Annotated in this window: 24 protein-coding genes; 2 read left to right on the top strand and 22 right to left on the bottom strand. The window is 67.2% G+C overall.

Going from position 1 to position 25970, the window contains the following annotated elements; genetic code table 11:
* Window positions 1-292 precede the first annotated feature (292 nt).
* Window positions 293-2527 (bottom strand): NADP-dependent isocitrate dehydrogenase, encoded by a 2235-nt coding sequence (locus ACFFJK_RS03200; RefSeq protein WP_379677645.1) that lies wholly within the window; start codon window positions 2525-2527, stop codon window positions 293-295.
* A 326-nt stretch (window positions 2528-2853) separates the two neighbouring features.
* On the bottom strand, window positions 2854-3120 hold the full coding sequence (rpsT, locus tag ACFFJK_RS03195; RefSeq protein ID WP_027864728.1) for a 30S ribosomal protein S20: 267 nt from the start codon (window positions 3118-3120) through the stop codon (window positions 2854-2856).
* A gap of 256 nt (window positions 3121-3376) precedes the next feature.
* Between rpsT and murJ the strand changes: the two genes are divergently transcribed.
* On the top strand, window positions 3377-4933 hold the full coding sequence (gene murJ / locus ACFFJK_RS03190; protein ID WP_379677644.1) for a murein biosynthesis integral membrane protein MurJ: 1557 nt from the start codon (window positions 3377-3379) through the stop codon (window positions 4931-4933).
* A 79-nt stretch (window positions 4934-5012) separates the two neighbouring features.
* On the opposite strand, the gene ACFFJK_RS03185 is transcribed toward murJ, so the two are convergent.
* The 12 genes from ACFFJK_RS03185 to ACFFJK_RS03130 form a co-directional block, all read right to left on the bottom strand.
* Entirely contained in the window at window positions 5013-5774 is a 762-nt protein-coding gene (locus ACFFJK_RS03185) for a type II secretion system protein (protein WP_379677643.1), read from the bottom strand.
* A gap of 1 nt (window position 5775) precedes the next feature.
* Entirely contained in the window at window positions 5776-6162 is a 387-nt protein-coding gene (locus ACFFJK_RS03180) for a type II secretion system protein (protein WP_379677642.1), read from the bottom strand.
* 5 nt (window positions 6163-6167) lie between these two features.
* Complete coding sequence (locus ACFFJK_RS03175) at window positions 6168-6641, bottom strand: type II secretion system protein (protein ID WP_379677641.1); 474 nt, start codon at window positions 6639-6641, stop codon at window positions 6168-6170.
* A complete protein-coding gene (locus ACFFJK_RS03170; protein WP_379677640.1) occupies window positions 6638-8695 on the bottom strand; it encodes a secretin GspD/PilQ domain-containing protein in 2058 nt (685 codons plus the stop codon). The genes ACFFJK_RS03175 and ACFFJK_RS03170 overlap by 4 nt, the downstream gene beginning before the upstream one ends.
* Window positions 8695-9258: a hypothetical protein gene (locus tag ACFFJK_RS03165; protein ID WP_379677639.1), complete on the bottom strand. Its 564-nt coding sequence runs from the start codon at window positions 9256-9258 to the stop codon at window positions 8695-8697. The genes ACFFJK_RS03170 and ACFFJK_RS03165 overlap by 1 nt, the downstream gene beginning before the upstream one ends.
* Window positions 9255-9830 carry a hypothetical protein gene (locus ACFFJK_RS03160; protein WP_379677638.1) on the bottom strand — a complete coding sequence of 192 codons (576 nt, stop codon included), beginning with the start codon at window positions 9828-9830 and terminating at the stop codon, window positions 9255-9257. The genes ACFFJK_RS03165 and ACFFJK_RS03160 overlap by 4 nt, the downstream gene beginning before the upstream one ends.
* Window positions 9827-10378: a PilN domain-containing protein gene (locus ACFFJK_RS03155; RefSeq protein ID WP_379677637.1), complete on the bottom strand. Its 552-nt coding sequence runs from the start codon at window positions 10376-10378 to the stop codon at window positions 9827-9829. The genes ACFFJK_RS03160 and ACFFJK_RS03155 overlap by 4 nt, the downstream gene beginning before the upstream one ends.
* The gene (locus ACFFJK_RS03150; protein WP_379677636.1) at window positions 10375-11214 is read right to left on the bottom strand and encodes a hypothetical protein; all 840 of its coding nucleotides are present in this window, start codon (window positions 11212-11214) and stop codon (window positions 10375-10377) included. Before ACFFJK_RS03150 ends, ACFFJK_RS03155 begins: the two co-directional genes overlap by 4 nt.
* Window positions 11207-12892 carry a GspE/PulE family protein gene (locus ACFFJK_RS03145; RefSeq protein WP_379677635.1) on the bottom strand — a complete coding sequence of 562 codons (1686 nt, stop codon included), beginning with the start codon at window positions 12890-12892 and terminating at the stop codon, window positions 11207-11209. Before ACFFJK_RS03145 ends, ACFFJK_RS03150 begins: the two co-directional genes overlap by 8 nt.
* 38 nt (window positions 12893-12930) lie before the next feature.
* Complete coding sequence (locus ACFFJK_RS03140; RefSeq protein ID WP_379677634.1) at window positions 12931-14124, bottom strand: type II secretion system F family protein; 1194 nt, start codon at window positions 14122-14124, stop codon at window positions 12931-12933.
* A 44-nt stretch (window positions 14125-14168) separates the two neighbouring features.
* A complete protein-coding gene (gspG, locus tag ACFFJK_RS03135; protein ID WP_379677633.1) occupies window positions 14169-14624 on the bottom strand; it encodes a type II secretion system major pseudopilin GspG in 456 nt (151 codons plus the stop codon).
* Between the two features lie 187 nt (window positions 14625-14811).
* On the bottom strand, window positions 14812-15237 hold the full coding sequence (locus tag ACFFJK_RS03130) for a hypothetical protein (RefSeq protein ID WP_379677632.1): 426 nt from the start codon (window positions 15235-15237) through the stop codon (window positions 14812-14814).
* A gap of 316 nt (window positions 15238-15553) precedes the next feature.
* On the opposite strand from ACFFJK_RS03130, the gene ACFFJK_RS03125 reads away from it, so the two are divergent.
* Window positions 15554-15868 carry a hypothetical protein gene (locus ACFFJK_RS03125; RefSeq protein WP_379677631.1) on the top strand — a complete coding sequence of 105 codons (315 nt, stop codon included), beginning with the start codon at window positions 15554-15556 and terminating at the stop codon, window positions 15866-15868.
* 57 nt (window positions 15869-15925) lie between these two features.
* On the opposite strand, the gene ACFFJK_RS03120 is transcribed toward ACFFJK_RS03125, so the two are convergent.
* The 8 genes from ACFFJK_RS03120 to ACFFJK_RS03085 form a co-directional block, all read right to left on the bottom strand.
* Window positions 15926-16654, bottom strand: a complete 729-nt coding sequence (locus ACFFJK_RS03120; RefSeq protein WP_379677630.1) for a LuxR C-terminal-related transcriptional regulator — start codon at window positions 16652-16654, stop codon at window positions 15926-15928.
* Between the two features lie 21 nt (window positions 16655-16675).
* Window positions 16676-17395: a winged helix-turn-helix domain-containing protein gene (locus ACFFJK_RS03115; RefSeq protein ID WP_379677629.1), complete on the bottom strand. Its 720-nt coding sequence runs from the start codon at window positions 17393-17395 to the stop codon at window positions 16676-16678.
* A 174-nt stretch (window positions 17396-17569) separates the two neighbouring features.
* Window positions 17570-18169, bottom strand: coding sequence for an NF038129 family PEP-CTERM protein (locus tag ACFFJK_RS03110; RefSeq protein ID WP_379677628.1), 600 nt, complete (start codon window positions 18167-18169; stop codon window positions 17570-17572).
* A gap of 18 nt (window positions 18170-18187) precedes the next feature.
* Window positions 18188-21172: an ExeM/NucH family extracellular endonuclease gene (locus ACFFJK_RS03105; RefSeq protein ID WP_379677626.1), complete on the bottom strand. Its 2985-nt coding sequence runs from the start codon at window positions 21170-21172 to the stop codon at window positions 18188-18190.
* Window positions 21173-21359: 187 nt separating this feature from the next.
* Window positions 21360-22361: a TIGR03790 family protein gene (locus ACFFJK_RS03100; RefSeq protein WP_379677625.1), complete on the bottom strand. Its 1002-nt coding sequence runs from the start codon at window positions 22359-22361 to the stop codon at window positions 21360-21362.
* Between the two features lie 153 nt (window positions 22362-22514).
* Window positions 22515-23228 carry a PEP_CTERM-anchored TLD domain-containing protein gene (locus tag ACFFJK_RS03095; RefSeq protein WP_379677624.1) on the bottom strand — a complete coding sequence of 238 codons (714 nt, stop codon included), beginning with the start codon at window positions 23226-23228 and terminating at the stop codon, window positions 22515-22517.
* A 139-nt stretch (window positions 23229-23367) separates the two neighbouring features.
* On the bottom strand, window positions 23368-24786 hold the full coding sequence (locus ACFFJK_RS03090) for a mannose-1-phosphate guanylyltransferase/mannose-6-phosphate isomerase (protein WP_379677623.1): 1419 nt from the start codon (window positions 24784-24786) through the stop codon (window positions 23368-23370).
* Entirely contained in the window at window positions 24783-25961 is a 1179-nt protein-coding gene (locus tag ACFFJK_RS03085; RefSeq protein WP_379677622.1) for a nucleotidyltransferase family protein, read from the bottom strand. Before ACFFJK_RS03085 ends, ACFFJK_RS03090 begins: the two co-directional genes overlap by 4 nt.
* Window positions 25962-25970: the final 9 nt, after the last annotated feature.

The following is a 25970-nucleotide window of genomic DNA, read 5'->3' as shown; positions in this document are numbered from 1 at the left end:
ACAGGCCAATGCAGTGCTCATCAGCTAACAGCTCTTCCGTACTCACGGCCGCCTCCACAATCCTGAAACCATCGCGTCAGCATACGCCGAATCGATGTTTCAGGAATGTGGATGTACGTTAGGGCGCAGGCCGGGATCCAGTTTCGGTGCGTTTCGCAAGCGCTTGCGCGCACCCGCCAACGTGACGCGACGAACTTAGGTTCCCGCCTGCGCGGGAACGACGGTCTTGGGGCTAGGGGAATAAAAAAACGCCGGCGCGAAGCCGGCGTTCTCGTTTGATGCAGTCTATCGTTTAGGCAGCGAACGACTCCAGCGCAGCGTTGAAGGTCGCGCTCGGACGCATCACCGCCTTGACCTTGGCGTCGTCGGCCTTGTAGTAGCCGCCGATGTCGACCGGCTTGCCCTGCACTTCCAGCAGTTCCTGGACGATCTTGGCTTCGTTGTCTGCCAGCTGTTTGGCCAGCGGTGCGAACTTGGCTGCCAGCTCGGCATCCTCGCCCTGCGCGGCCAGTTCCTGGGCCCAGTACATCGACAGGTAGAACTGGCTGCCGCGGTTGTCGAGTTCACCGGTCTTCGGCGACGGCGACTTGCGGTTGTCCAGCAGCTTGCCGGTGGCGGCGTCGAGGGTCCTGGCCAGGATCTTGGCCTTCTCGTTGCCGGTCTTGATGCCGAGGTCTTCCAGCGACACGGCCAGCGCCAGGAACTCGCCCAGCGAATCCCAGCGCAGGTGGTTTTCTTCGGTCAGCTGCTGCACGTGCTTCGGCGCCGAGCCGCCCGCGCCGGTTTCGTACATGCCGCCGCCGGCCATCAACGGGACGATCGACAGCATCTTGGCCGAGGTGCCCAGTTCCAGGATCGGGAACAGGTCGGTCAGGTAGTCGCGCAGGATGTTGCCGGTCACCGAGATGGTGTCCAGGCCGCGCTTGACGCGCTCCAGGGTGTAGCGCATCGCACGAACCTGCGACATGATCTGGATGTCCAGGCCGGTGGTGTCGTGGTCCTGCAGGTAGGTCTTGACCTTCTTGATCAGCTCATTCTCGTGCGGACGGTACGGGTCGAGCCAGAACACGGCCGGCATGCCCGAGTTGCGCGCGCGGGTGACTGCCAGCTTGACCCAGTCGCGGATCGGGGCGTCCTTGGTCTGGCACATGCGCCAGATGTCGCCGGTTTCCACGTTCTGGCTCATCAGCACTTCGCCGGTGGCGAGGTCGGTGATGTTGGCCACGCCGTCTTCCGGGATCTCGAAGGTCTTGTCGTGCGAGCCGTATTCCTCGGCCTGCTGCGCCATCAGGCCCACGTTCGGGACGGTGCCCATGGTGCGCGGGTCGAATGCGCCGTGCCATTTGCAGAAGTTGATGATCTCCTGGTAGATACGGGCGAAAGTCGATTCCGGGATCACCGCCTTGACTTCCTTCAGCGAGCCGGTGGCGTCGTACATCTTGCCGCCGGCGCGGATCATGGCCGGCATCGACGCGTCGACGATCACGTCGTTCGGCGAATGGAAGTTGGTGATGCCCTTGGTCGAGTCGACCATGGCCAGCGCCGGACGGTTTTCCTGGCAGGCGTGCAGGTCGCGCTCGATTTCTTCGCGCTGCGAGGCCGGCAGCGCGGCGATCTTGTTGTACAGGTCGGCCATGCCGTTGTTGACGTTGATGCCGAGGCTGTCGAACAGGGCGCCGTGCTTTTCAAACGCCTCCTTGTAGAACATGCGCACGCAGTGGCCGAACACGATCGGGTGCGAGACCTTCATCATGGTCGCCTTGACGTGCAGCGAGAACAGCACGCCGGTGTCCTTGGCGTCGGCGATCTGCTTCTCGTAGAAGGCCAGCAGGGCCTTGCGGCTCATGAACATCGAGTCGATGATCTCGCCGGCCTGCAGCGCGACCTTCGGCTTCAGGACGATGGTCTGGCCGCTCTTGGTGACCAGTTCCATCTTGACGTCGCGGGCGGCGTCCAGGGTCATCGACTTTTCGCCGTGGTAGAAGTCGCCATGGGTCATGTGCGACACGTGGGTGCGCGATGCCTGCGACCAGGCGGCCATCGAGTGCGGATTCTTGCGGGCATATTCCTTGACCGCTTTCGGCGCGCGGCGGTCCGAGTTGCCTTCGCGCAGCACCGGGTTCACGGACGAGCCGATGCACTTGCCGTACTTGGCCTTGATGGCCTTTTCTTCGTCGGTCTTCGGGTCGGCCGGGTAGTCCGGCAGGTTGTAGCCCTTGGCCTGCAGTTCCTTGATGGCGGCGGTCAGCTGGCCCACCGAGGCCGAGATGTTCGGCAGCTTGATGATGTTCGCGTCCGGCTCCAGGGTCTTCTTGCCCAGTTCGGTCAGCACATCCGGGACGCGCTGTTCCGGAGTCAGGTTTTCCGGGAACTGCGCCAGGATACGGGCGGCGACCGAGATGTCGGCCTGCTCGACCTTGATGCCGGCCGGCTTGGTGAAGGTGCTGACAACGGGCAGGAATGCGTGCGTCGCCAGCAGCGGCGCCTCGTCGGTCAGGGTGTAGATGATGGTCGGATCACTGCTCATACGCTTTTTCCTCGATGATCGCGCGGGTCGCACGATGTCAAAAAACAGGTGGTAACGCTCGGGTCTTGAAGTGCGAGACTTCGGTAAGTCTTCTATAAGACATAAGACGGCGTTTCACATTATGCACCAGTATTTTACTGTGCGCCACGGTTTTAGAATATTCGCCGTCCACCGCGGGCGCCGGCGCGCCAGGCACCGCCAGGCGCAAACTTCAGGCGAGCCCGAGCGCATACGACAAGCGAAAAAACCCGCCGGACCAAGGGTCGGGCGGGTCTTTCTCTGCACAGAACTGCCTGCGCGGCCCGGGGCCGCACGCACCTCGCTAATTAAGCGGACAGTGCCTTCAGGGCAGCGGCCAGGCGGCTCTTGTGGCGGGCTGCTTTGTTCTTGTGGATGATCTTCTTGTCAGCGATGCTGTCGATGGTCGACACGGACTGCTGGAAGATGGTGGTCGCAGCGGCCTTGTCGCCGGCCTGGATGGCCTTGCGGACTGCCTTGATTGCGGTGCGCAGGGTCGAACGCTGCGACGAGTTGTGCGCGTTTTGCTTAACTGCTTGACGAGCGCGCTTACGCGCTTGTGCGGTATTTGCCATGAAATTTCCTAAATCGGGGTCAAGTTGCGTTTGCAAACATTAGCGAGTGAAACCGGCGCTTTTTCCGTGCCTGCCCAACGATTAGTGTCTGCTAACAGAATTCAGTACAGCCCACGATTATAGCGAAGGAAACGGGTCAGGGCAATTCATAAATGCATAATTGTCGCCCCGGCCCCATAGCTTGGGCGAATAATTCTCGCGTTGTGCCGGTGTGCGCTGGTCTCGGACAGGTGTTGCCCAAGTATAATCGCCCGCCATGAACCTGCTCCGTACCCTTGCCGCCATTTCCAGCATGACCATGGTGTCCCGCGTCACCGGCCTGCTGCGCGACAGCCTGTTTGCCGCCACCTTCGGCGCCTCGAATTTCACCGATGCCTTCAACATCGCCTTCCGCCTGCCCAACCTGCTGCGGCGCCTGTTCGCCGAAGGCGCGTTCTCCCAGGCCTTCGTGCCGATCATCACCGAGTACAAGACCAAGCACGGCCAGGAGGCGACCAAGACCCTGGTCGACCATGTGGCGACCGTGCTGATCTGGGCCACCGTGCTGACCAGCCTTGCCGGCATCCTGGCGGCGCCGGTGCTGATCTACCTGATCGGCGGCGGCCTGCAGCGCGAACCGGAAGCCTTCGACGCGGCGGTGCTCATGACGCGCATGATGTTCCCTTACATCGTGTGCATGGCCTTCGTGGCCCTCGCCAGCGGCGTGCTGAACACCTGGCGCCAGTTCAAGATCCCGGCCTTCACCCCGGTCCTGCTGAACATCTCCTTCATCCTGTCGGCCCTGGTGCTGGCCGATTATTTCGAGCAGCCGATCTACGCCATGGCGGTGGGTGTCTGCGTCGGCGGCCTGGCGCAGGTGGCGGTGCAGATCCCCTCCCTGGTCAAGCTCGGCATGCTGCCGCGCATCTCGCTCAATCCCCTCACCGGCCTGCGCGATTCGGGCGTGCGGCGCATGCTCGGCAAGATGGGGCCGGCAGTGTTCGCCGTCTCGGCGGCCCAGATCAGCCTCTTGATCAACACCACCATCGCGGCCGGACTGGCTGCGGGCGCGGTGACCGCGCTGCAGTACGCGGACCGGCTGATGGAATTCCCGACTGCCCTGCTGGGCGTGGCGCTGGGCACCATCCTGCTGCCCAGCCTGGCGAAGGCCAACACCGAGGGCGACACCCAGGAATACTCGTCGCTGCTGGACTGGGGCCTGCGCCTGACCTTCCTGCTCGCGGTCCCCTCGTCGGTCGGCATGGCGACCCTGGCGGTGCCGATGATCGCGACCCTGTTCCACTATGGCGTGTTCGATGCCGGCGACGTGCGCGCCTCGGCGCTGCCGCTGATGGCGTACAGCGCAGGCCTGCTGGGCTTCATCCTGGTCAAGACGCTGGCGCCGGCCTTCTATGCGCGCCAGGAAGTGCGCACGCCGGTCAAGATCGCGCTCGGGGTGCTGGTCGTCACCCAACTGTTGAACCTGGTGTTCGTCTGGGGGATGGGCCTGGGCGTCGAAGGCCTGGCGCTGTCGATCGGCCTGGGCGCCTGCATCAACGCGGGCTTCCTCTACGCCGGCCTGCGCCGCCGCCAGATCTACGTGCCGCAGCCGGGCTGGGGCATGTTCTACCTCAAGCTGCTGGTGGCGGTGTCCGTGATGGGCGCGGTGTGCTGGTTCGGCCAGGCCCAGTTCGACTGGATTGCCCTGCGCGCCACCCCGCTGCTGCGCGCCGGCGCACTGGCGGCGATCATCGGCGTCGCGGCGGTCGCCTATTTTGCCGTGCTGCTGGCGCTGGGCTTCCGCCCGCGCGACTTCAAGCGCCGCGCCAAGTAAGCGGCCGGCCCGGCCGACCGCGCGTCCAGCGAGCAGATGCGCGTTCGAACGGGCTGCATGACCGTGATGTGAACGAGCCCTAGCGCCCGGAATCCTGCGACTGGCCGGGCGGCGGCTTCGGTTCCGTTTCTTCCGGCGCCGCCTCCCTTTCCGGCTCGGCCGCCGGCGGTTCTTCCTTCGGCGGTTCCGGCTCTGGTTCCGGTTGTGGTTCGGGTTCGGGTTCGGGCTGCCGGGCCGGCGGCGGCGCGGGCGGCGGCGGCGCGGGCGGCGCCGTGCCGGGCTGGGGCTGCGGCGCCGTGCCGGGCAGCGGGGACATGCCGGCCGGTGCGCCGCCGGGCGCGAGCGGCGCGCCGGCGCCCTGCTCGGCCGCCATGAATTTCCATTCCGACAGGCGCTCACGATTCTCGAAACCGGGAAAGCGCGCATCGAAGCCGCCCACTTTCAAGGGCCTGGCCTGCGACAGGCTGTGCACGCCCAGGATGCGGCCGCCGTCGCCGGCCGTCACCAGTCCCCACTCGGCCTTGCCGCTGACCGGGTCGACGAAGATCTTGCGCAGGTGCCGGCGCGGGTTCGGGAAGCGGCGGTCGCGCAGCAGGTCCTGCAGCGTCTGCGGCTGGGTTGGCTGGCCGCGCGGAGTGGCCTCGGCATAGCTCCTGAGCGCGGCGCTGAACTGGTAGCCGATTTCCAGCAGTTCGTGCTCGGCCTGGGCGCGCTGCAGCAACGCGCCGACCTTCAGGGTGGCCGCGCCGACCAGGCCGATGATGAAGACGAAAATGATCAGGCCAAGGTAGGTGAACCCTGCCTGGCGCCGCTGCACGTGAACGAGCGCACGGGCGCGCATGCTACCACTCCGCGTAGGGCGTGCCCTTGCGGTCGTTGCCCGGCGCGCCGCTGCGCACGTTGCCCACCGCGCCCTGCTCGCCTTCCGGCGGGGGCTCGACGATCCAGCCTTCGCGCGACTCGAGGATCGGGTCCATCGGCAGCTCGCGCAGGTACTTCTTTTCCACCAGCTGCTCGAGCGACTCCGGATAGCGGCCGGTATCGGCATGGAACTGGTCGATGATGGCGCGCGTGTTGCGCAGGTTATCCGCGAGGATGGTTTCCTTGGTGCTGTCGATGCTCGGGAAAAAGCGCGGCACGGCCAGCGTCAGGAGCAGGGCCACGATGCCGAGCACCACCAGCAGTTCGATCAGCGTGAAGGCGCGAAGGCGCCGGGGGAAGCCTGCCATGGTGTTCACCATTTGTTATAGGGGATGCCGTTCAGCCCCGGCTTTTCCGACAGCGAGTACACGTCGTAGACGTCCTCGCCCTCCTTCGGTTCGTCCGGTTCGCTGGCGTAGCTGCGCTTGCCCCATGTCTCGGCGTCGCTCGCGTCGGGGTCGGGATGGAAGGGGTCGCGCGGCAGCCGGCGCATGAAGTAGATCTGGGCCTGCTTCGGGCTGCGCAGGTCGCGCACGCCCTCGACCAGCATCTCGAGCCGCGGCGGATAGCCGGTGCTGCCTGCGGCCTTGGCGATGCGGTTTTCGTCGCTCGCTTTCTTGTAGGCGTCAATCCCGGCGCGGATCTCGCGCAGCGCGCGGCGCAGCTCCACTTCGTCGCGGCGCTGGGCCGTGACCTGGGCCACCGGGACCACCAGCGTTCCCAGCAGGGCCAGGATCGCCAGCGTCACCAGCAGCTCGATGAGTGTGAAGCCGCGCCGGAACATCATTGCTGCGCGGGCGGCGGCGCCGGAATCGGCGTGATCTGGACATTGACGGCCGGCGCCGCTGCGGGCGGCGCAGGCACGGCGCCGGGCGGAGCCGATTGCGGCGAACCGATCTGCGGCGTCACCGGCAACTGCGACGGCGGCACCGATGTCGGGCGCTCCGGCGCCCCGGCGGCCGGGCCAGTTGTCGAACCGTCGGGCGCAGCGGCCGTGCCCTGGACGGTTCCTGCGGCGCGCGCTGCGGCAGCGGCCGCGGCCGCGCCGGCGCTGACCGGCAGTTGCACCGGCGCGCGCGCGGTATTGTCCGGACGGCGGCGGAAGCTGGCCTCGGTGCCGGCGCCGAATTCGCTTGCGGTGGCGGGCGGGCGCTGCACGGTGCGCAGCAGGCGCGGCGTGATCGACAGCACGATCTCGGTGCGGTCCTTGGTGTCGCGCGTGCTGCCGAACAGGCGGCCGACGATCGGCAGGTCGCCGACGCCCGGCACCTTGCTGCCGCTGGAGCGGTCTTCGTTGCTGATCAGGCCCGCCAGCACCTGGTTCTCGCCATCCTTCAGCTGCAGGAAGGTGGTCGCCGAACGGGTGCCGATGCGGTAGGCCACCGTGCCGGAACGGGTCGTCACCGACTCGCCCAGCGTGCTCACCTCGAGCGAGATGCGGATGCCCACTTCGTTGTTCAGGTAGATGGTCGGCTCGACGTTGAGGGTCAGGCCGACGTCCACGTAGTTCACGGATTCGGACGCGAAGCCGCCCACGCCCGAGGAGATCGTGGTCGAGATGTTCGGGATCTTGTCGCCGATGACGACCTTGGCCTTTTCCTTGTTGCGCACGCGGATGCGCGGATTGGCCAGGGTGTTGGAATCGCCGTCGGTCTTGTTGGCGGTGACGGTGGCCGACAGTTCGCTGAGCGCGATGTTGCCGCGGTTGAGGCCGCGCAGGTCATCGATGGTCAGCGGCGTGCCGTCCAGCCCCGCCAGCGGCGCGAACGACACCGCGCCCGGCCAGGCGATGCCGAGGTCGGTGATGCGGCTGCGCTTGATCTCCAGCACCTCGACGTCGAGCATGACTTCCGGCTCCGGCACGTCCTGCAGCGCCACCAGCTGGGTCGCCACGCGTACCGCTTCCGGGCTGTCGCGCAGGATCACGAGGTTGAGCTTTTCGTCGATCACCACGTCGCGCGACTTCAGGATGGTCTTGAAGGTGTTGGCGATGTTCTTGGCTTCCGCATTGGCCAGGAAGAAGGTCTTGACCGTCATCTCCTGGTATTCCTTCAGCTTGGCCGCCACGTTCGGGTAGATCAGGATGGTGTTGCCGTCCATGACCTGGCGCTCGAGCTGGTTGGTCATCAGGAGATAGTAGACCGCCGCCTCGACCGTGCTGTTCTTCAGGAAGATCGAGCTGCGGGTGTCGGCCTTGACGTCCTTGTCGAACACGAAATTCAGGCCGGAGTGGCGCGAGATGATCTCGAACACCTGCTTGAGCGGCGCGTCGCGGAACTCCAGGCTGATCGGCTTGCGGAAGGCGGCGGCCAGCGTGGCCTCGCCCGCCGGGCTTGCTGCCGCCTTTTCGTCGACCTCGAGCAGCAACTGGCGCGCCGGCTCATGGCCGGGACGCTCGGTCAGGATCGCGCCCAGGCGCTGCCGGGCGGTGTCGAGCTCGCCCTTCTCGACGGCGGCGCGCGCCGCGTCCAGCATGCCGGCGTGGCGGCGGTCGGCCTCGACCTGGCGCAGGCCGGCGCGGGCGCGCTCGTTGGCCGGGTCGAAGGCCAGCACGCGGCGGTAGTCCGCCAGCGCCAGCTCCGGCTTGCCGTCCGCCATGGCGGCCTCGGCCTGGCCGAGCAGGCGCGCCGCCGCGCTGTCGCGGGCACGCAGGTAGGCCAGCTTGTACTGCGCATTGGCCGGATCGGCGGCAACGGCCTCCTGGTACTTCACGAGGCCGGCCGCGACCTGGTCCTGCGCCACCAGCGCGTTGCCTTCCTGGTAGGCGCGCTGCCCCGCGCAGCCTGCGAGCAGCAGGGCGGCGGCGCCCAGCGCCAATGCCTGATTCCGGAAACGAACCATCAGTCGAATACTCCAATATTGAGCTGCTGAACCTGGTTCAGCGGCAGGTAGGTCAGGGTCAGCACCGGCGGCCGGATCGCATCGACGCGGTAGGTACCGTCGATGACGGTGTCCGCGCGCACCAGGTAGGTGCGGTCGCCGCGCGCGAGGTAGATCTCCCAGGTGCCGTCCTGCAGCGATTTGCCGATATAGGTGAACGGCAACGGCGGCGCGCTGGGGGGCGGCGGCGGCGACGCCTCCTGCTGGGGCGGCGGCGGTGGCGGTGGCGGGGTCCAGTCCTGGCGTCCGAACACCGCGCCGCCGCTCCCGCCGTCGTCCGCGCCGAAGCGCTCGTCGTTCGATCCGATCAGGGTGTCGCGCGGCACCAGGCGCAGGATGGCCGGTCCGTTCTCCTGGCGCGCGGACGCGCCCTCGCCGGCTGCCGGCCCGGCCGCCGCCGTGGCCGGCGCGCGTTCGACCGGCTCGGCGACTGCGTCTTCCGGCGTGTTGTCGCCGAACACGACCAGACCCGCGGCGACAAGCAGGGCCACCCCCATGGCAATGTGGCGCGGCTGCGGCTTCATTGCGGCGCTCCCGTCGCGGCAGACAGGTACAGGGTCATGCGCAGGCGCGCCTCGACGTGCTCGTCGCCGATCGCATCGCGGCGGAAACTCACGTCGTCGAGCGAGGCATGCGGCACCGCCTGCAGGGCGTCGAAAGCGAACTGCCAGATCGCTTCGTAGCGTCCCTTGACCGGCAGGTTGAGCTGGTAGGTGTAGAACCTTGCCGCGCGATCGTGGCTGCTGCGGTATTCGCCCTGGCGCAGCACCAGGCCGTGCTTCTGCGCCAGCGCGAACAGGTCCTTGAGCTGGCGGTCGACCGTGCGGCGCTGGCCGAGCGAATCGTAGAACAGCGCGAGGTTCTGGTCGGCGCTCGGCGGCGGCGCCTGCACCGCCTGCGGTGGCGGCGCCGGCCGGGCGGCCTCGCGGCGCGCCGCTTCATAGTCCTGCTCGAGCTGGATCCGGGCGTGCGCCAGCCAGGCCACGGTGCCCGCCGAAGCCGCCAGGAGCAGGACCCCGCCGGCGATCACCGGGTTCATGCGGCCGAGCGCGATCCGTATCCGCAGCCAGAGCGAAGCGATGGCAATGTTCTTCATTGCGCCCCTCCCCATTGCGCGCTGACCTGGAACCGCAGCGGACGGTTCGGGTCCTGTTCGGCGATCTCGTGCCGCGTCAGCACCACCGAGCCGAACCATTCCTGCTCCTGCATCCTCGCCACATAGGCCAGCATGTCGTCGCTGTTACGCGTTTCGGCCGTGATGCGCAGGGTGCGGCGCTTGGCGTCCGGCTCCAGCGCCAGCAGGGCCACGTCGGCGGACGTCGCGGCGCGCACCGCGTCGTACAGGTCGCGCCATGGCAGGTTGAGCTGCATGACGGCGTCGTTGACGGCCTGGGCCTGGGCTTCCGGCACGCTCAGCTTCGGTTGCGCGGCGACCGGCAGTGGACGGGGAGCCGTGCTGCGGGCCGCCAGGGCGGCACGCAGCGCCTCGAGCTGCTCCTGGTCTTCCTCGTAGCGGGCCAGCTGCGTGACCGCGGTGAACCCCATGACGGCGACCGCGAACAGGAAAGGCAGCAGCCGCAGCGGCGTGCGCAACAGGCTGCGGCGCAGCGAAGGCGTGGCGAAATCGATGTGCACGCGCTTCATGCCTGCATCCCCGTACGCGCCAGGCGCGCATGCAGCGGCCAGCCTGGCGCGCCATCCTCGTCTTCCAGCAGGGTGCAGGCGAATTTCAGGCGCCCGGCCGAACTGGCCCAGCCGGCCGGCGCCGGCCCGCTCAGCTGCAGGCGCTCGGGCCGTCCCACCCCCACCCGCAGCGCCTCGCGCGCGACAAGGGCTTCCAGCCAGTCGCGGTCGGCGCCTTCGGGGATCACGGCGGTGCGCACGGCCGCCAGCGCCGCGCCTTCATAAGCCGCGAGCGACAGCACGCCGCCGTGCACCAGGCCGAACCAGGCGCCGGACCGGCGGTCGCGGCGCGTGGCGTTGAGCGCGGCGACGAACTGCGGCACCACCTCGACCAGGTGGAAGCGGTGCGCGCGCGCCAGGGTCTCGAGCAGCGCCAGCAGTGGCTCCGGCGCGGCGGCCGCCAGGAAGGGTTGCGTGGCGTTCCAGTCGGCGCTGATGCGCCAGCCGGCGGGCATGGCGCCAAACAGGGCCTGGTAGCGCAGCGCGGCGGCCGCCTGCAGGTCGCCGGGACGGCTGGCGCCTTTCGGCGGCGGCACCTGCCACAGCCGTACCAGGTCGTCGGCCAGCACCACGCTCACCGTCCAGCCGCGCGGATCGGCTTGCGCCAGCAGCGCGCGCAGGCCGCTTTCCAGCGCATCGGGGGTACCGGCTTGCACCGGCTGCACGGCCAGCACGTCGGCCACCGGCTTGAACCAGCCGCCGACGCGCAGCAGCGCCAGGCCATCGGCGGCGATACCGAGGCGCAGGGATTGGCCGAAACGCAGAGGCTTGGCGCCGAATTTGACTTCACTAAGCATGCAAGGTCACCCGCTTGATTTCATCGATGGTGGTGGCCCCGCGCTTGACCAGGTCGAGCGCGGCCAGGCGCAGGCTGCGGGTGCCGTTGGCATGCGCGGCGGCCTTGATGCGGCGAATCGGCTGCTTGTCCACGATCAGCTCGCGGATCTCGTCGTTGAGGGTGAGGATCTCCGCGATCGAGCGCCGCCCGCGGTAGCCGGTGCCACGGCAGTCGCCGCAGCCCTTGCCGCGCATGAAGACGTAGTCCGCCACGTCCTCGCGCTCCAGGTGCACCGAGGCCAGCTCGAGCGCATCGGGCTCGTAGCGCGTCGCGCAGTGCGGGCAGTTCATGCGGATCAGGCGCTGGGCCCAGATGCCGTTCAGTGCCGAGACGAAGGCATACGGGTCGATCCCCATGTGCGTGAAGCGCCCGAACACGTCGAAGACGTTGTTGGCGTGGACGGTCGTGAGCACCAGGTGGCCGGTGAGCGCGGACTGCACCGCGATCTCGGCGGTTTCGCGGTCGCGGATCTCCCCGACCATGATCTTGTCCGGGTCATGGCGCAGGATCGAGCGCAGCCCCTTGGCGAAGGTCAGGCCCTTCTTCTCGTTCACGGGAATCTGGAGGATGCCGGGCAACTGGTACTCGACCGGGTCCTCGATGGTGATGATCTTCTCGCGTCCGTTGTGGATCTCGGTGAGCGCCGCGTACAGCGTGGTGGTCTTGCCCGAGCCGGTCGGCCCGGTCACGAGCAGCATGCCGTAGGCTTCCTGGGCCAGGCTGCGCAGGCTGGCCAGCGAAGGCGCGTCGAAGCCCAGGGCTTCGAGCGTCAGGGCGCCGTAGGACTCGATCATGGCGCGCTTGTCGAGGATACGGATCACCGCGTCCTCGCCGTGGATGCTCGGCATGATCGACACGCGCAGGTCGATGTCGCGCCCGCCGGACTCGACCCGGAAGCTGCCGTCCTGAGGGATGCGGCGCTCGGCGATGTCGAGTTCGGCCAGCACCTTCAGGCGCGAGATGATGTGCTCGGCCAGTTCGATGCCGCCGACCGTGGCCGCATGGTCGAGCACCCCGTCGACGCGGTATTTCACCGCCAGGCCGCTGGCGGTGCTCTCGAGGTGGATGTCGGAGGCCCCGGCCTTGAGCGCATCGTAGAGCGTCGAGTTGACCAGCTTGACGGCCGGGCTGCCCGCTTCCGACACCGAGGCGAAGGACAGCACCTGGGCCGCCTTGCCGTCGCGCCGCGCGTCCCCCGCCCCGCCGACCAGGCTGTCGACGGCGCGCGCCGATTCTTCCTGCTTCGACAAATACGCCTGGATATCGGACTGCAGCGCCAGGCTCAGTTCGAGCGGACGGCTGGCGGTGGCGCGCGCCTGCGCGCCGAGCCAGGTCTGCAGGTCGAGGTCGAAGGGATCGGCCAGCACGCCGGTCAGGCGTCCGCTGCCGTCGCGCAGCAGCGCGCAGTGGCGCGACATTGCCTGCGCCAGGGGCAGCAGGTCGAACGCGGGGGACAGCGCCAGCATGCCCGCCGTCTCCATCACCGGCAGCGCGAACGGCGCGGCGAGCTCGCGTACGATCTGGCGCGGTTCCATGCCTGTCAAGCCTTCGAGTTCGGAGACCAGGCCGCGGCGCGACTGCGCGGCGAGCGCGCGGGCACGCGCCAGCAGGCCCGGGTCCAGGAGATTCACTTTCACATGCGCACTCACGGCATCGCCTTTCAACCCTTCACCACTCAAGACATGTCTCCGGCAAGGTCGAAGATCGGCATGTACAGCAGCACCACGATCGCGCCCACCACCAGGCCGATCGCCGCCATCAGCAGCGGCTCGAAGGTGCGCGTGAAGCGGTCGATCCAGCGCGTGATCTCGCCGTCGTAGAAGGCGGCCGACTGGGTCAGCATCGGCCCCATGTCGCCGGTGCGCTCGCCCACGCGCAGCATGCGCAGCGAGATCGGCGTCGTCAGGCCGTTGGCTTCGAACGCGTTCGACAGCGGCTGGCCCGATTCGATGGCGGCGCGGGCGCTGGCCAGCCCTTTGCGCACCGTGCCGGACACCATCGGCTGCACGGTCTCGATGGCGTTGACGATCGTGATGCCGCCCTCGGTGAGCATGCCGAGCGTCAGGTACAGGCGCGAGAGTTCATAGATGCGGGCGCGCTCGCCGATGCCGGGCAGGCGCGCCAGCAGGCGGGCGATGCCGCCGCTGCGCAGCAAATGGCGCACGCCGGCACCGATCCCGACCAGCAGCAGCAGGGCCGCCACCAGGATCGCGCTGCCGTGGCGGGAAGCAAACTGGCCCCAGTCGAGCAGCAGCTGCGACATCCACGGCAGCGAGCGCCCCGCCCCGTGGTAGACCTCGGCGAACTTGGGCACCACGTAGCCGATCAGGAAGGCGCTGACGCCGCCGCCGACCAGCAGCAGGATCACCGGGTAGATGGATGCGCTGACGATCTTGCTGCGGACCAGGTCGATGCGCTGCTGGTAGTCGATGTAGCGCGACAGCGCGCGCGGCAGGTCGCTGGTGCCCTCGGCGGCGCGCACGATGCCGACGTACAGCGGCGGAAACAGGTCGGGCTGGCTGGCCAGCACGGCGGAAAAGCGCTTGCCTTCGCGCAGGCCGGCGAGCAGGCGTTCGAGCACGCCGCGCGCGCCCGGACTGGCTTCCTTCTCGAGCAGCGCTTCCAGCCCTTCGACGATGCCGAGTCCGGCGTTGAGCAGGGCCAGCAGTTCCTGGCTGAACAGGACGATGGAAAGCTTGCCTCCCCCCTTGCGCATGCCGGAAAACGGCGCGGCGCGCGCCGGTTCGACGGCGCTGACGAACAGCCCGCGCGCCTCGACCTGGCGGCGCGCGTCGAGCGCGTCGACGGCGTCGACGACCAGGTTCGAGATCGACATGTCGGGCGCAAGGGTACGAACGGCGAACTGCATGGAGGCGTGCCCGGCTTGGAACTCAGGTCAAGAAACGGTTCAGGTTAATTCGAGGAGATGTCGGCGTTGTCGCCGGTGCCGCCCGGCTGGCCATCCTTGCCGAAGGAAATGATCTCGTACTCCCCCTTGCTGCCTGGAGAACGGTATTGGTATGGGCGACCCCACGGATCGAGCGGGATGCCTTTCTTCAGGTAGGGGCCGTTCCACTTTGCGCCGGCACTCGGCGGCGCCGTCATGAGGGCGTTCAGGCCCTCTTCGGCAGTCGGGTAGCGGCCGACGTCGAGGCGGTAGGTGTCGAGCGACTTGTCGAAGGCTTCGATTTGCGCCTTGGCAACCGTTACCTCGGACTTGCCGAGCTGCGAGAAGTACTTGGGCCCGACATAGGCCGCGAGCAGGCCGATGATCACAATAACGACGAGCAACTCGAGCAGGGTGAAGCCTGCACGGGCGCGGCGCGCCGCGGCACACGGGGTGACACGCTGTTTCAACACTGGGTGCATCCGACCGACTCCTAATTGCTCTTACGAAAAGCTTGGCGTTGAAGGCTACCACGCCCATCAGTGCCTACACAACATTTCTTTGTTTTTTTGCCATCGCAACCGAACCAACTCGACAATATCTCAGCCGCGCCCGCTCCTGGCGTTGCGCAAACGCATAGCACGTATGAGCTTGCTGGACGGCTGTGTATCAGCGTGCGGCCGGGGACGACCCGCCGAGCTGGCAGGTTCCGCTCGTGCAGACGGCGCCCGGGTCGGGAATATGGCGGCAAATGGACATCATGCCCTCGGCCTTGATCTGCGCCAGGCGCTCGTTCGTGTAGCGCTCGCCGAGCTCGCGCACTGCCTTTTCGTTGCTTCGCGCGATGGAGTACGGGAGGTAGCTTTCCGGCCCGCCACACGCCATCGCACCGACCGCCACGGTGCGGCACTGGGCGCTCTCGACGCAGGTGGCGTCGCGCACCATCGCGCGCAGCCGGGCCAGGGTGTCGCCTGGCGCGGCAGTGCCGGACTGGGCAGCCGGCGCCCGCGCTAGCGCGGCTTGCTTGCCTGGATCCTGCGCCTGGGTCGTGCAAGCCGCGCAGGCAAGCACGAAGAGAAAGAGGAGTTTTCGCATGTGTTCATCTTCCCTTCTTGCTCAGGCGTGGTCAAGCGAATCCCGGTATGCATGCCGGTTGTTTAGCAAATGCCAAAAGCTCGTCGACAACGTCGTAGAGTTACAACGCTACATGTTGCCCCATAACATCATTTTCTTTGAAGAATCTTTTATTTCCCTCAAGACACACACTAGAACTGCGCGCTTCATCGCCTAACGTCGCGCAATTTTATTTCTAAAACTTAATCTTTGCTGTTCGCTAACGAAAATAATTGAGCACCGGAAAACTTTACTCACTACAATAGCTTCGTTACTGACGAGCTTGCTCAAGACGATCATGAAATTCTCCAGCTTCCGTTCCATTACCGTTATCGCCCTGACCGCCCTCCTCACCGCGTGCGGCGCCGGCCAGCAAGACAGCATGGCCCCGATGCAGCTGGCATCGGTGCACAGCGACGTCATCCCGGCGCCTGCCGCGACCGTGGTCAGCGCGCCCGCCGCCGCCACCGTTCCGGCCGTTGCCGCAGTCGGCCCGAACATGCCGGCGCCGGACTGCGCCGCGGAAGGCTGCGCACGCCTGCGCATCATCGACGGCAACGCCGAAGCCTTCCGCATCGATGCGATGCGCCGCGCAGCGGCCGAAAACAGCTGATCCTTCCAGAACCACGCATTGCGGCCCGCGCGAAAAGCGGACCGCGCCGCTTCTCCATCACAGCAGTCGCAGTTCCAGGCACCGGGCTACCGCATGGGCCCGGTTGGCCACGCCGAGCACACGGTAGATCCGTTGCAGGTGATTCTTCACCGTCAGCGCACTGATCCCCAGGGCCAGGGCAGCCTCTTCGTTCGATTGGCCGTTGCGCACGCAGGCCAGCACCGCCACTTCGCGCGCGCTCAGCGCCCGTGCCGGCAGCCGGCAGCGCTGCGCCGGCCGCGCAGGCGCGCGCAGGTATCCCAGATGCAGGTAAGGCAGCAGCAACTGCAGGAAGTATGCGTGGCGCGGCCCGGGCCGGAACGGCAAGCCCAGCAGGACAAATACCGTGGCGCCGTGTTCGAGCAGCGGGCTGCCGTACACCAGCGCATTGTCGAAGCCGGTGCCGCACAGGAGTCCCAGGCAGCCGGCCATGTGCCCTGCCGGCACGCCCGGGTCGAGCACGCCCGGCGCGGCCGGGTCGGTGCGCCAGCACCGTGCCAGCCGCAGTCCCGCGGCGCCTTTCAGCAGCGCCAGCGCGCCGTCGTCCAGCACCGTGCGGTGCAGGCACTCGCTGCGCAGCACCTCTCCCTTTCCGTCCAGTTGCAGGCACAGCAGCGCCTCGTGCGGCAGCAGCGCCTGCAGCGGCCCCTGCGCCCACAGGAACAAGGCGTGCAGGTCGGCCAGGTCCATGCCCGACTCGATCGTGCGCAGCAGGTATTCCTGCTCGAGCTTGCTGAGGATGACCATGCCCGTTTGTCGTCGCCCGTTTCAGGTCGCCGGCGTCCAGCCCAGCCGTGCGCGTGCGTTCCAGGCCACGAAGCGGTAGCCGGTACCGCGCACCGTCTCGATGTGTTCCTGGTGCCCGCTGGGCTGCAGGGCGCTGCGCAGCCGGCCGACGTGGGCGTCGACGGTGCGCTCGTCCAGTACCGCGTGGCGGCCCCAGACCTTGTCGAGCAGCTGGGAGCGCGTGTGGACGCGCTCGGGATGGTGCATCAGGAAGTTCAGCAGCCGGAATTCCACCGGACCGAGCACGATCTGGCGCGCCCCGGCGCTGACCCGCTGGGTGCCCGGATCGAGCCGCAGCCCGGCCAGCTGGATGGTGTCGCTCGACGGCTGCGGCGCGCGCCGGCGCAGCACGGCGTGCATGCGCGCCAGCAGTTCGCGCGGACTGAAGGGCTTGGTCAGGTAGTCGTCGGCGCCGGACTCGAGCGCCAGGATCTTGTCCGGTTCGGCGCAACGCGCGCTCACCATGATGAGCGGCAGCTCGCGCGTGCGCGGCCCCGCCCGCAGCCGGCGCACCAGCGCCTCGCCGCTCTGTCCGGCCAGGTCCCATTCGGACAGCAGCATGTCCGGCACCGCTTCGTCGAGCAGGACCAGGGCCGACTCGGCGTCGGGACAACAGCGAACGTGGTGGCCGGCACTGCGCAGGTTTTGCACCAGCAGCAGCTGCGTCGGCACGTCGGGATCGACCACGAAAACTTGGGACATGGCGCGGCATTGGCCCCGCCTTTTGGCAGAGCCCGTTTGACAATGCGCCGACTATGCCGCAAGCGCCGCCGCCTGAATAATATATTTTCCTTTACGAATTAAGACTTTTTGTAAATATATTGTATAAATAAAAACACCTGCCCGCAGGCAGGTGTTTCGACAGGCCAGACCGGATCAGCGGCGCTGCTGCAGGCGACGGGTCGCGCCGAGCAGGAACAGGCCGGTGCCCACCAGCAGCCAATCGGACGGCTCCGGCACTTCGGCCAGGGTCTCGACCCGGGCCAGCTCGGCGCCGACCAGGGTGGTCTCTTCACCCGGCACCAGGAAGAAGGTCAGCGCCGGGAAGTCGCCAGTGAGCGGGGCGAAGTCGGTATCGACCAGGGAGATGCCGAAGTCCGCCCCCAGCCCGGTGGCCGCTTCGTCGAAACGCAGGTCGAAGCTGAAGATGCCGCCGAAGGTCACGGCCTGGCTCACCAGCGACAGCATGTCGCTGGCCACCAGCGTGAAGCCCTCGGCACGGTTGCCGCCCGCCAGCGATTCGAAGTAAACGTCGATGCTGTCGTCGAAGTCGCCGCGCAGGTTGGTGACCGTCGCCCTGGCCGGGCCGACGCCGGTGTAGCCGCCGAAGCTGAGGTCCAGGTAGCCGGACTGTCCGGCCCACGCGGCCGTTTCGAGCGACACGCGGTACAGCGGACCGGCCAGTGCCGCCGGAGCGGCCACGAGGATCGACAGCGCCAGCAGCGCGCGCAGGAACAGGTTCTGGATGTTGGTCATGATGTGGTTTCCTTGATGTTAGAAAGAGCCCGACAGCAGCTTCGGCGTGTAGCCGATCGCCTTCTTCGACGGGTTGCTGAAGGTGGCGGTGACGGTCACGGTGGCGCCCGGGGCGATCGTGGTCTCCGGCAGCGTCAGGTACGGCGCGCCGTTGTGCGTGCCGCTTGCGCCGTCGAGGCTCACGCCCTCGGTCAGCCCTTCCAGCACGAAGTGCAGCGGACCGGTCAGGGCTGCGCCCGAGGTGTTGGTGAAGCTGACCTTGCCGCTGTACTTCAGGGTGGCGCGGTTCATCGTCAGGCCACCCAGGACCACCTTCACCGATGCCGTCACGTCGGCGTACGGCGCGGCCAGGTTCAGGCTGACCAGCAGCGGATCATGGTCCGAAGCGCGGTAGGCGCCTTCGCGGTACGGGTCCTGCGCCGTATCGCCGAGGTTGTAGTCGAGCGTTTCCGGTTCGTCCGCATTGCTGTGCCATTCGGCGACGCCGGCCACTTGCGGGCTCAGCGAGGCGCTGGCCAGCACGTGGTCCAGGTAGCCCGCCTGGCCGTTGAACACGTACGAGTACGGCATGCCGTGCGGACGGACGAAGCGTTCGATCTCGTTGACGAAGCCCTTGCCGGCCAGGTGGTTGATCGGGTTCTCGAAAGCGTAGGCGTTCAGGTCGCCGATGACCAGCACGTCCGGGTCGCCGGCGGCCGCGACCACCTGGGGCACGAAATAGTCGGCCAGGCGTGCGGCCTGGTTCAGGCGGGTGGTGTCCCAGCAGCCCTGGCCGTCGCCCGGATCGCGGTCGCCGCCGGTGGCGCCGCTGCAGCTGCCCTTCGACTTGAAGTGGTTGACGATCACCGAGAACTTCGCGCCGTTGGCTGCCTTGAAGGTCTGGGCCATCGGCGGACGGTTGTGGACGCGGTCGCCGTCCGACAGCGAGGCCCCCGCCAGCGTCAGCACGGCCGGCTTGTAGATCATGGCGACGCGGATCGCATCGGTGCCGGTTGCCGCCGGCTTCGGCACCACGGCGTAGACCGGGTAGCCGACGGCGGCGTTGAGCTGCTCGACCAGGTAGCTGACCGCGACGTCGCCGTTGTTCTGGATTTCCATCAGGCCGATGACGTCGGCGTCCAGGCTGGTGAGCGAAGCCACGATCTGGTTGCGCTGGCGGACGAACTCGGCCATGTTGTCGGCGCCGCGGCATTCGCTGGCGCTGGTGCGGCTGCCGACGGTGCAGCCCTGGCCGCTGCGGCCCCAGGCATCGCCGCCGTTGGTGAAGGTGGTGAAGAAGTTCAGCACGTTGGCGCTGGCCACCTTGATGCCGGCCGGCAGGGCCGGCGCCGGCGTGCGCGGATTGGTGCGCGAGAACACCGGCGGCTCGGTCGGCTGCAGCTTGAACGCCGCCCCGCCGCCGCCGATGGCGCCGAAATCGAGCACGCCGGTCAGGTTGGTAACGGTGTCGCCGGCGCGCACGGTGCCGTCCTCGCCCAGGTAGGGGATGACCGGCGGAGCGGTGAAGATGCCGTCGTCGAGCACCAGCATGTTGGCGGCGTTCTCCTTCGCCAGCGCGGCCGCTTCCGGCGAACCGGCCGGATGACGGTTGGTCGGGTTCTCGCGGCGGCCGTAGGCCAGGGTCAGTTCGCCGCGGTCGCCCAGGTACTTGTTCTGGTTGACGGTCAGCGGCGTCACGAAGCGCACCAGCATGCCCTCGTAGCGCGCCAGGTCCTCGTTCGGCAGCTCGACATTGGTCGGGACGATGACAGGGCCGACGCCGAGCTTCGTCACGCCGGTCACGCCGGTCAGTTCGGTATAGGTGCGGGTCGCGCCGCTTGGACGGTATTCCTCGACGGTGCCGGTCACGCGCACCAGGTCGCCCGGCTGCACGTTGCTGGCCGGCGGATTGAACACGTAGATGCCGTCCGAGGTCGTCGGGTCGCCGTCGCCGTCCGGATCCTGCAGGAAGAAGCTGTTGCCGAGCTTGTGGGTGACCACGCCTTGCGTGGTCTGGACCGTGCCGACGTACGGGCTGGTCGGGCCGCTGCCCTGGATCTGCGGAATGCCGACCTGGCCGGCCAGGCCGACGTTGACGGTGCAACTGGCTTCCTGGCCGTCGCCGTTGGTGAAGCGGACGCGGACCGGATAGTTGCCGCTAGGGACACCGGCATCGACCTGCAGCGTGACCTGCGCCGCGCCGCCGACGGTGGTCGCCGGCGCCAGGCCGACCAGGCTGATGCCTGCGACGGCGCCGCTGACAATGCTGGCGCCGTTGACGATGCTGTCCTTGTCGCTGGCCGACAGCGCCGCCGTCGCCATGGCGCCCTGGCGCGCCTGCAGGGTGGCCGGGCAGCTGGTCACGATCGGCGCGGCCACCGGGCCGGTGTCCATGTCGCAGGTCGTGCGCGGCGAATCGAGGCGGCGCGGCGAGGTCGCCGGGCCGGTGCCGAAATCTTGCGCATTATTGTCGGTGTCGATGCAGCCCGCACCCTTGCGCTGGACGCTGGTGGTGCTCGACGCCGCCGGCGCCGGCAAGCCCTCGGACACGTTGGCGTTGCCGTAACCGACCATCTCGACGATCGACGCGTGCCGCGAACCGGCCGGGATCGAGGTTCCCTGGGTCGAGAGCGAGACGCGGCCGGCGGTGCCGGACATGTTGATGTTGGTGGCGACATGGTCGCCGTCGGCGAGGTCGGCGCCGTTGCTGCCGCCGGCCGCCGTCACCAGGAAATACTGGCCCGGCTCAAGGATGACGTCCGGCAGCGCGGTCAGGCTGCTGGCGCCGGTGCCGGTCGCCGAATGGTAGTGCAGGTACAGGCCTTTCAGGCTGGCCGGCGCGGCGCTGCGGTTGAACAACTCGATGTAGTCCTTCTTCAGGACAGCGCCGGAATTGCCGCCGGCGCCATAGACCTGGCTGATGACGATATTGTTCGGGGCAGCGAAGGCCGAGGCCGCGAAGCCTGCCAGCAGCGTGGCCAGCAGGGTACGGCGAGGAATGATCGATACGACGGTGTTTTTCATGGATTTCCCGAGGGGTGGTCGCTATTGTTGGCAAAACTACATTGCAAAATGGATAGTAAATGCGCAAATTGACAACATGATGACCAGGGATTGATCCGTTCGGATTAATCCATGCGGGATGGGTAAAGGGGGCCGCGGGACGACGGATTCCGGCGCTGCCGGCAGCGGCTGCGCTCAGCGGCTGTGCTCAGCGGGGACGATAAGGCGCGGCGAGCGGTTCGCCGATGAACAGTCCCTGGGCGGGCCAGGCGACGCTTTTCCAGTAGGCTTCGATGGCGCTGTCGCCGGAGAGGTAACGGCGCAGCAGGACGGAGGGATTCGGAAATTTCTGCCAGTGATTGCACGGTTCGCTGACCGTGCCGTAGCTGGCGGTCGCGCCGGCCTCCAGCCAGCGCAGGCTGCTCATCTGGGCCGTGCCGAGCAGGTCGCCGCCGAGCGAGGTCAGGTGGTCGGCCAGGGCGCCGGGGACGAACTTGAGGGTGTCCAGCTTGGCGACATGGGCCATGCCGGTCTGGTAGATCAGCACGTCCTGCGCGCCTTCCAGCACGTCGGCCTGCATGACGCGGGTGGTCAGGCGGCGCCCGGGCACCCGGCCTGGCTGCGGGAAGAAACCGGCGCGCGAATTGCGTGCCTTTTCCGAGGTCGCCAGGTAGTAGGCGCTGGCGGGTACCGTGCGAAAACCCGCGGCGATACCGCGGTCGACCAGGTCCTTCGCGCCCTGCACGGACTCGACCGGCAGCAACATCGAAGGTCGCAGCTTGTGGTCGGTGAAGGGCTGGGCCGACTTGCTGTTGAAGTAAGGGCTCGGCTCCCCGGCCCGGCAGGTCACGGCGCACTGGCTGCCGTCGAAGCCGAGGGTGTACGCGCCGGTGATGGAATTGCAGTCCACCGCATAGGGTGCGGTCCAGATCATGAGCACGGCCTGCACCTGCGGGCCGAGCTTGCTGTCGATGTCTTCCTTCAGCAGGCGGAACTGCGCAGGGCTGATCTGGCGCGGCTTGCCCGGGATACGCACGTGCACGACGTTGGCGGCCGGGATGGCGCGGCGCTTGCGGTAATACTCGCCCACCGCGACGCTGTTCGGGTCCTCGTCGTTGATGACGATCGCCAGTTGCTCCGGCTTGAGCGCGGCGGCCGCATCGGGAGCGTTGATCGCGCCGGCAGCGCACAGCAGGGCCAGGCACGGCACATGAACACGTTGGAAAAAACGTCGCAGGAAAGCACGCAGGCTTGGTCGCATGGATCGATCGATGGGTGGACGGTAGGCCGTGCCATGATGCCACAAGCGGCCGCGCAGGCCGCTCACGGCTGGGCAGGACTTCCCTCTCGACCTTCCTGCCCGTCAGTGCCGGCGGCCCTGCCCTGCCCGGCGCCTTGCCGCCCAGCCGACCATGCCGAGGCCGGCGACGAGCATCACCGTGGTGGCCGGCTCGGGCACCAGCGATATCGAATAGGTTTCGAGCGCATCGACCCGGAACAGCTGGCCGCCGGTGCTGCCGTCGATGATGCTGATGCCTTCGGCGTCGCCGCCGTAGCTCACCTGCCAGCTCAAGGCCGCGTTGAGCCGGTCGTTGACGAACAGGTCGGGGCCGGCGCCGAAGGTCGGGCCGTGGTTGGGCTCGTTGAAGGTCTGGCGCACCCCGCGGCTCGGCAGGATGTTGCCGGTGCCGACCTGGCGCCAGAGCTGCGCGTCGGTGTAATTGAAGATGAAGGCGGTGCGCTGCCAGTCGTAGGGCGTTTCGTGCCAGCCGCCGGTGGACGACCAGCTCCGGGGATTGTACCCGCCGACGACCCAGCTGTTGCCGAGGTCGTCGCTGACCTGGAGCAGCGTGAAGGTCATGCCGGCGCCGTCGGCCGCAGCGTGGAAATCGCGCGAATTGTGCCCCAGCTGCCGCGTGTAGATGTTGCGCAGGTCCAGCGGACCGGCGCCGAGCCAGCGTTCGAGCTGGCCGTAGAGGGTGAGGTCCAACAATGGCGCGTTTGCCTGCGCCTGGACGGGCGGCGCCGAGGCCGCAAGGATGACTGCCAGGGTGCCTGCCGCAATGATTGGTTTCATGCTGTTCTCCCTCGGTTTTTCTCGTCAGTCCATTCTAAGCCGCGTCAAATCATGACGGCCGCACGGTTCTGCGACGCAAACAAAACAAAGGGCCTGCCCCGTCATGGCGGCAGGCCCTCCCGGCGCTATCCTTGCGGACTCAGGCGCGCTGGTAGATGTCCTCGAAGCGGACGATGTCGTCCTCGCCGAGGTAGCTGCCGGACTGCACTTCGATGATGTGCAGCGGCAGTTTGCCCGGATTTTCCAGGCGGTGGTTCATGCCGATCGGAATGTAGGTCGACTCGTTCTCGGACAGCAGGCTCACCTTCTCGCCGCAGGTCACGCGCGCCGTGCCCGATACCACGACCCAGTGCTCGGCGCGGTGGTGGTGCATCTGCAGCGACAGCTTCTCGCCCGGCTTGACGGTGATGCGCTTGACCTGGAAGCGCTCGCCCGCATCGATGCCCTCGTAGTGGCCCCACGGGCGATAGACCCGGGTGTGGTGCAGGTGCTCGGTGCGCGCCTTGGACTTGAGGTGGTCGACCACCTGCTTGACGCGCTGCACCTGGTCCTTGTGGGTGACCAGCACCGCGTCCTGGGTCTCGACCACGACCAGGTCCTCCACGCCGACCACGGCCACGATGCGCGATTCCGCGCGCACCAGCGAGTTCTTCACGCCGTCCAGGTAGACGTCGCCACGCTGGGCGTTGCCATGGGCGTCCTTCGGCTGCACTTCCCACAGCGCCGACCACGAGCCGACGTCGTTCCAGCCGATATCGGCCGGGACCACGGCGGCGTCGCGGGTCTTTTCCATGACCGCATAGTCGATCGAATCGGACGGGCTGTCCGTGAAAGCCTTCTCTTCCAGGCGGCAGAAGTCGAGGTCGCGGTAGCCGGTCGTCACGGCTTTCTCGGCGGCGGCGGCGATGCCCGGGGCATGCTCCTGCAGCTCGTCGAGGAAGCGCTGGGCGTGGAACATGAACATGCCGCTGTTCCAGTAGTAGCCGCCTTCGTCCAGGAAGCCCTGGGCGGTGGCGGCGTCCGGCTTCTCGACGAAGCGCGCCACCCGGTAGCAGTCGCCGCAGTTGGCCACCTGCTCGCCGCGGCGGATGTAGCCGTAGCCCGTTTCCGGGCTCTTCGGCACGATGCCGAAGGTGGCCAGGGCGCCCTGCGACACCAGGGTCACGGCGCGCTCGACCGCATCGCGGAAGGCGGCGCCGTTCTCGATGACGTGGTCGGCCGGCAGCACCAGCATCAGCGCTTCCGGATCGATCGCTTTCAGGTAGTGCGCGGCCGCCGCGACCGCCGGAGCGGTGTTGCGGCCGACCGGCTCGAGCAGGATGCCGAGCGGGGTGATGCCGATCTCACGCAGTTGTTCGGCCACCATGAAACGGTGGTCGTTGCCGCACACGACCAGCGGCGCCATCACTCCCGGCCACCCGGCCACCCGTTGCGCAGTTTCCTGCAGCATGGTCTTGTCGGCAACCAGCGGCAGCAGCTGCTTGGGCAGCACGGCGCGCGACAAGGGCCACAGACGGGTACCGGCACCGCCGGAGAGGATGACTGGATAAATTTTCATGCGCTTACTTTCTCTTTGATTTTCTCTATTGCGTGGTCGACCGCGTTGTCGATTTCCTTGCGGCGGGAGCGTCGGCGGTCGCGCGCGTTCAGCCACTCTTCCGAGGAATACTCGGAGGCATGCTTCATCTCGCCCTTGCGGTCGACACTGTAATCTTTGAAAACTATCATTTCATGCAATGTTACATCATGCAACACGCGTGTGTATTCGAACAACACGCTGCGCACGATCTCGGCGCCTTCGCAGATGTGGCTGCCGTGACCGATCCAGGTCGGGCCGACGATGCGGGCGCCGGCCTCGATCTTGACGTTGGAACCGATGTAGACCGGGCCTTCGATGACCGTGCCGTTCCAGTCGATGCTGGTGTTCAGGCCGGTCCAGACGCCCGGCTCGATCTGGATGCCCGGCACGTCCATGTGGTTGACTTCGCCGGTGAGGACGGTCTGCAGCACTTCCCAGTAGTCGCTCATGGTGCCGATGTCGAGCCAGTTGAACGGACGGCCCTGGGCGTAGAAAGGCAGGCCGCGCTCGGCCAGCAGCGGGAACAGTTCGGAACCGATGTCGAACGGCACGCCCGACGGGATCAGGTCGATGACTTCCGGCTCGAAGATGTAGATGCCGGTGGAGATGAAGTTCGACTTCGCCTCGGCTTCGCTCGGCTTTTCCTGGAACTCGGTAATGCGTCCCTCGGCGTCGGTGACGACCACGCCATACGACGAAACCTTGTCCCACGGCACTTCCTTGGTGATGACCGTGGCCATCGCGCCCTTGCGGCGGTGCTCGAGCAGGGCCGCCTTCAGGTCGAGGTCGATCAGCGCGTCGCCGCACAGCACAATGGTGGTGTCATCGAAGAAGCCGCCGAATTCCTGGATCTTCTTCATGCCGCCGGCCGACCCGATTGGCTCGGGCACGACTTCGCCGTTGTCCTTGATGTAGCCCTCGAACGAGTAGCCGATCTGGACACCGAACTGTTCGCCTTCGCCGAAGTACTCCTCGATCTTCTCGTGGAGCCAGCTGACGTTGACCATGATTTCGGTCACGCCGTGCTTCTTCAGATGTTCGACGAGGTAAGCCATCACGGGCTTGCCCAGCAGGGGAATCATGGGTTTTGGCAGGTCATAGGTCAGCGGGCGTACACGCGTGCCCTTGCCTGCAGCGAGAATCATGGCTTTCATCAGACCGTC

The organism is Massilia consociata (assembly GCF_042432755.1).
GTDB lineage: Bacteria > Pseudomonadota > Gammaproteobacteria > Burkholderiales > Burkholderiaceae_D > Telluria > Telluria consociata.
Note: the sequence above shows the minus strand (reverse complement) of the source record. Positions and strands in the feature narration are given on the sequence as shown.

Bases quoted from the DNA above. Each gene is read 5' to 3' on its own strand.
- ACFFJK_RS03125 (WP_379677631.1), top strand. From the start codon at position 15,554: ATGAAATTCTCCAGCTTCCGTTCCATTACCGTTATCGCCCTGACCGCC.
- ACFFJK_RS03130 (WP_379677632.1), bottom strand. From the start codon at position 15,237: ATGCGAAAACTCCTCTTTCTCTTCGTGCTTGCCTGCGCGGCTTGCACG.
- ACFFJK_RS03160 (WP_379677638.1), bottom strand. From the start codon at position 9,830: ATGAAGAACATTGCCATCGCTTCGCTCTGGCTGCGGATACGGATCGCG.
- murJ (WP_379677644.1), top strand. From the start codon at position 3,377: ATGAACCTGCTCCGTACCCTTGCCGCCATTTCCAGCATGACCATGGTG.
- ACFFJK_RS03180 (WP_379677642.1), bottom strand. From the start codon at position 6,162: ATGGCAGGCTTCCCCCGGCGCCTTCGCGCCTTCACGCTGATCGAACTG.
- rpsT (WP_027864728.1), bottom strand. From the start codon at position 3,120: ATGGCAAATACCGCACAAGCGCGTAAGCGCGCTCGTCAAGCAGTTAAG.
- ACFFJK_RS03120 (WP_379677630.1), bottom strand. From the start codon at position 16,654: ATGGTCATCCTCAGCAAGCTCGAGCAGGAATACCTGCTGCGCACGATC.
- ACFFJK_RS03085 (WP_379677622.1), bottom strand. From the start codon at position 25,961: ATGAAAGCCATGATTCTCGCTGCAGGCAAGGGCACGCGTGTACGCCCG.
- ACFFJK_RS03150 (WP_379677636.1), bottom strand. From the start codon at position 11,214: ATGCTTAGTGAAGTCAAATTCGGCGCCAAGCCTCTGCGTTTCGGCCAA.
- ACFFJK_RS03165 (WP_379677639.1), bottom strand. From the start codon at position 9,258: ATGAAGCCGCAGCCGCGCCACATTGCCATGGGGGTGGCCCTGCTTGTC.
- ACFFJK_RS03140 (WP_379677634.1), bottom strand. From the start codon at position 14,124: ATGCAGTTCGCCGTTCGTACCCTTGCGCCCGACATGTCGATCTCGAAC.
- ACFFJK_RS03115 (WP_379677629.1), bottom strand. From the start codon at position 17,395: ATGTCCCAAGTTTTCGTGGTCGATCCCGACGTGCCGACGCAGCTGCTG.
- ACFFJK_RS03110 (WP_379677628.1), bottom strand. From the start codon at position 18,169: ATGACCAACATCCAGAACCTGTTCCTGCGCGCGCTGCTGGCGCTGTCG.
- ACFFJK_RS03095 (WP_379677624.1), bottom strand. From the start codon at position 23,228: ATGAAACCAATCATTGCGGCAGGCACCCTGGCAGTCATCCTTGCGGCC.
- ACFFJK_RS03105 (WP_379677626.1), bottom strand. From the start codon at position 21,172: ATGAAAAACACCGTCGTATCGATCATTCCTCGCCGTACCCTGCTGGCC.
- ACFFJK_RS03170 (WP_379677640.1), bottom strand. From the start codon at position 8,695: ATGGTTCGTTTCCGGAATCAGGCATTGGCGCTGGGCGCCGCCGCCCTG.
- ACFFJK_RS03155 (WP_379677637.1), bottom strand. From the start codon at position 10,378: ATGAAGCGCGTGCACATCGATTTCGCCACGCCTTCGCTGCGCCGCAGC.
- ACFFJK_RS03090 (WP_379677623.1), bottom strand. From the start codon at position 24,786: ATGAAAATTTATCCAGTCATCCTCTCCGGCGGTGCCGGTACCCGTCTG.
- ACFFJK_RS03200 (WP_379677645.1), bottom strand. From the start codon at position 2,527: ATGAGCAGTGATCCGACCATCATCTACACCCTGACCGACGAGGCGCCG.
- ACFFJK_RS03175 (WP_379677641.1), bottom strand. From the start codon at position 6,641: ATGATGTTCCGGCGCGGCTTCACACTCATCGAGCTGCTGGTGACGCTG.
- ACFFJK_RS03185 (WP_379677643.1), bottom strand. From the start codon at position 5,774: ATGCGCGCCCGTGCGCTCGTTCACGTGCAGCGGCGCCAGGCAGGGTTC.
- gspG (WP_379677633.1), bottom strand. From the start codon at position 14,624: ATGCACCCAGTGTTGAAACAGCGTGTCACCCCGTGTGCCGCGGCGCGC.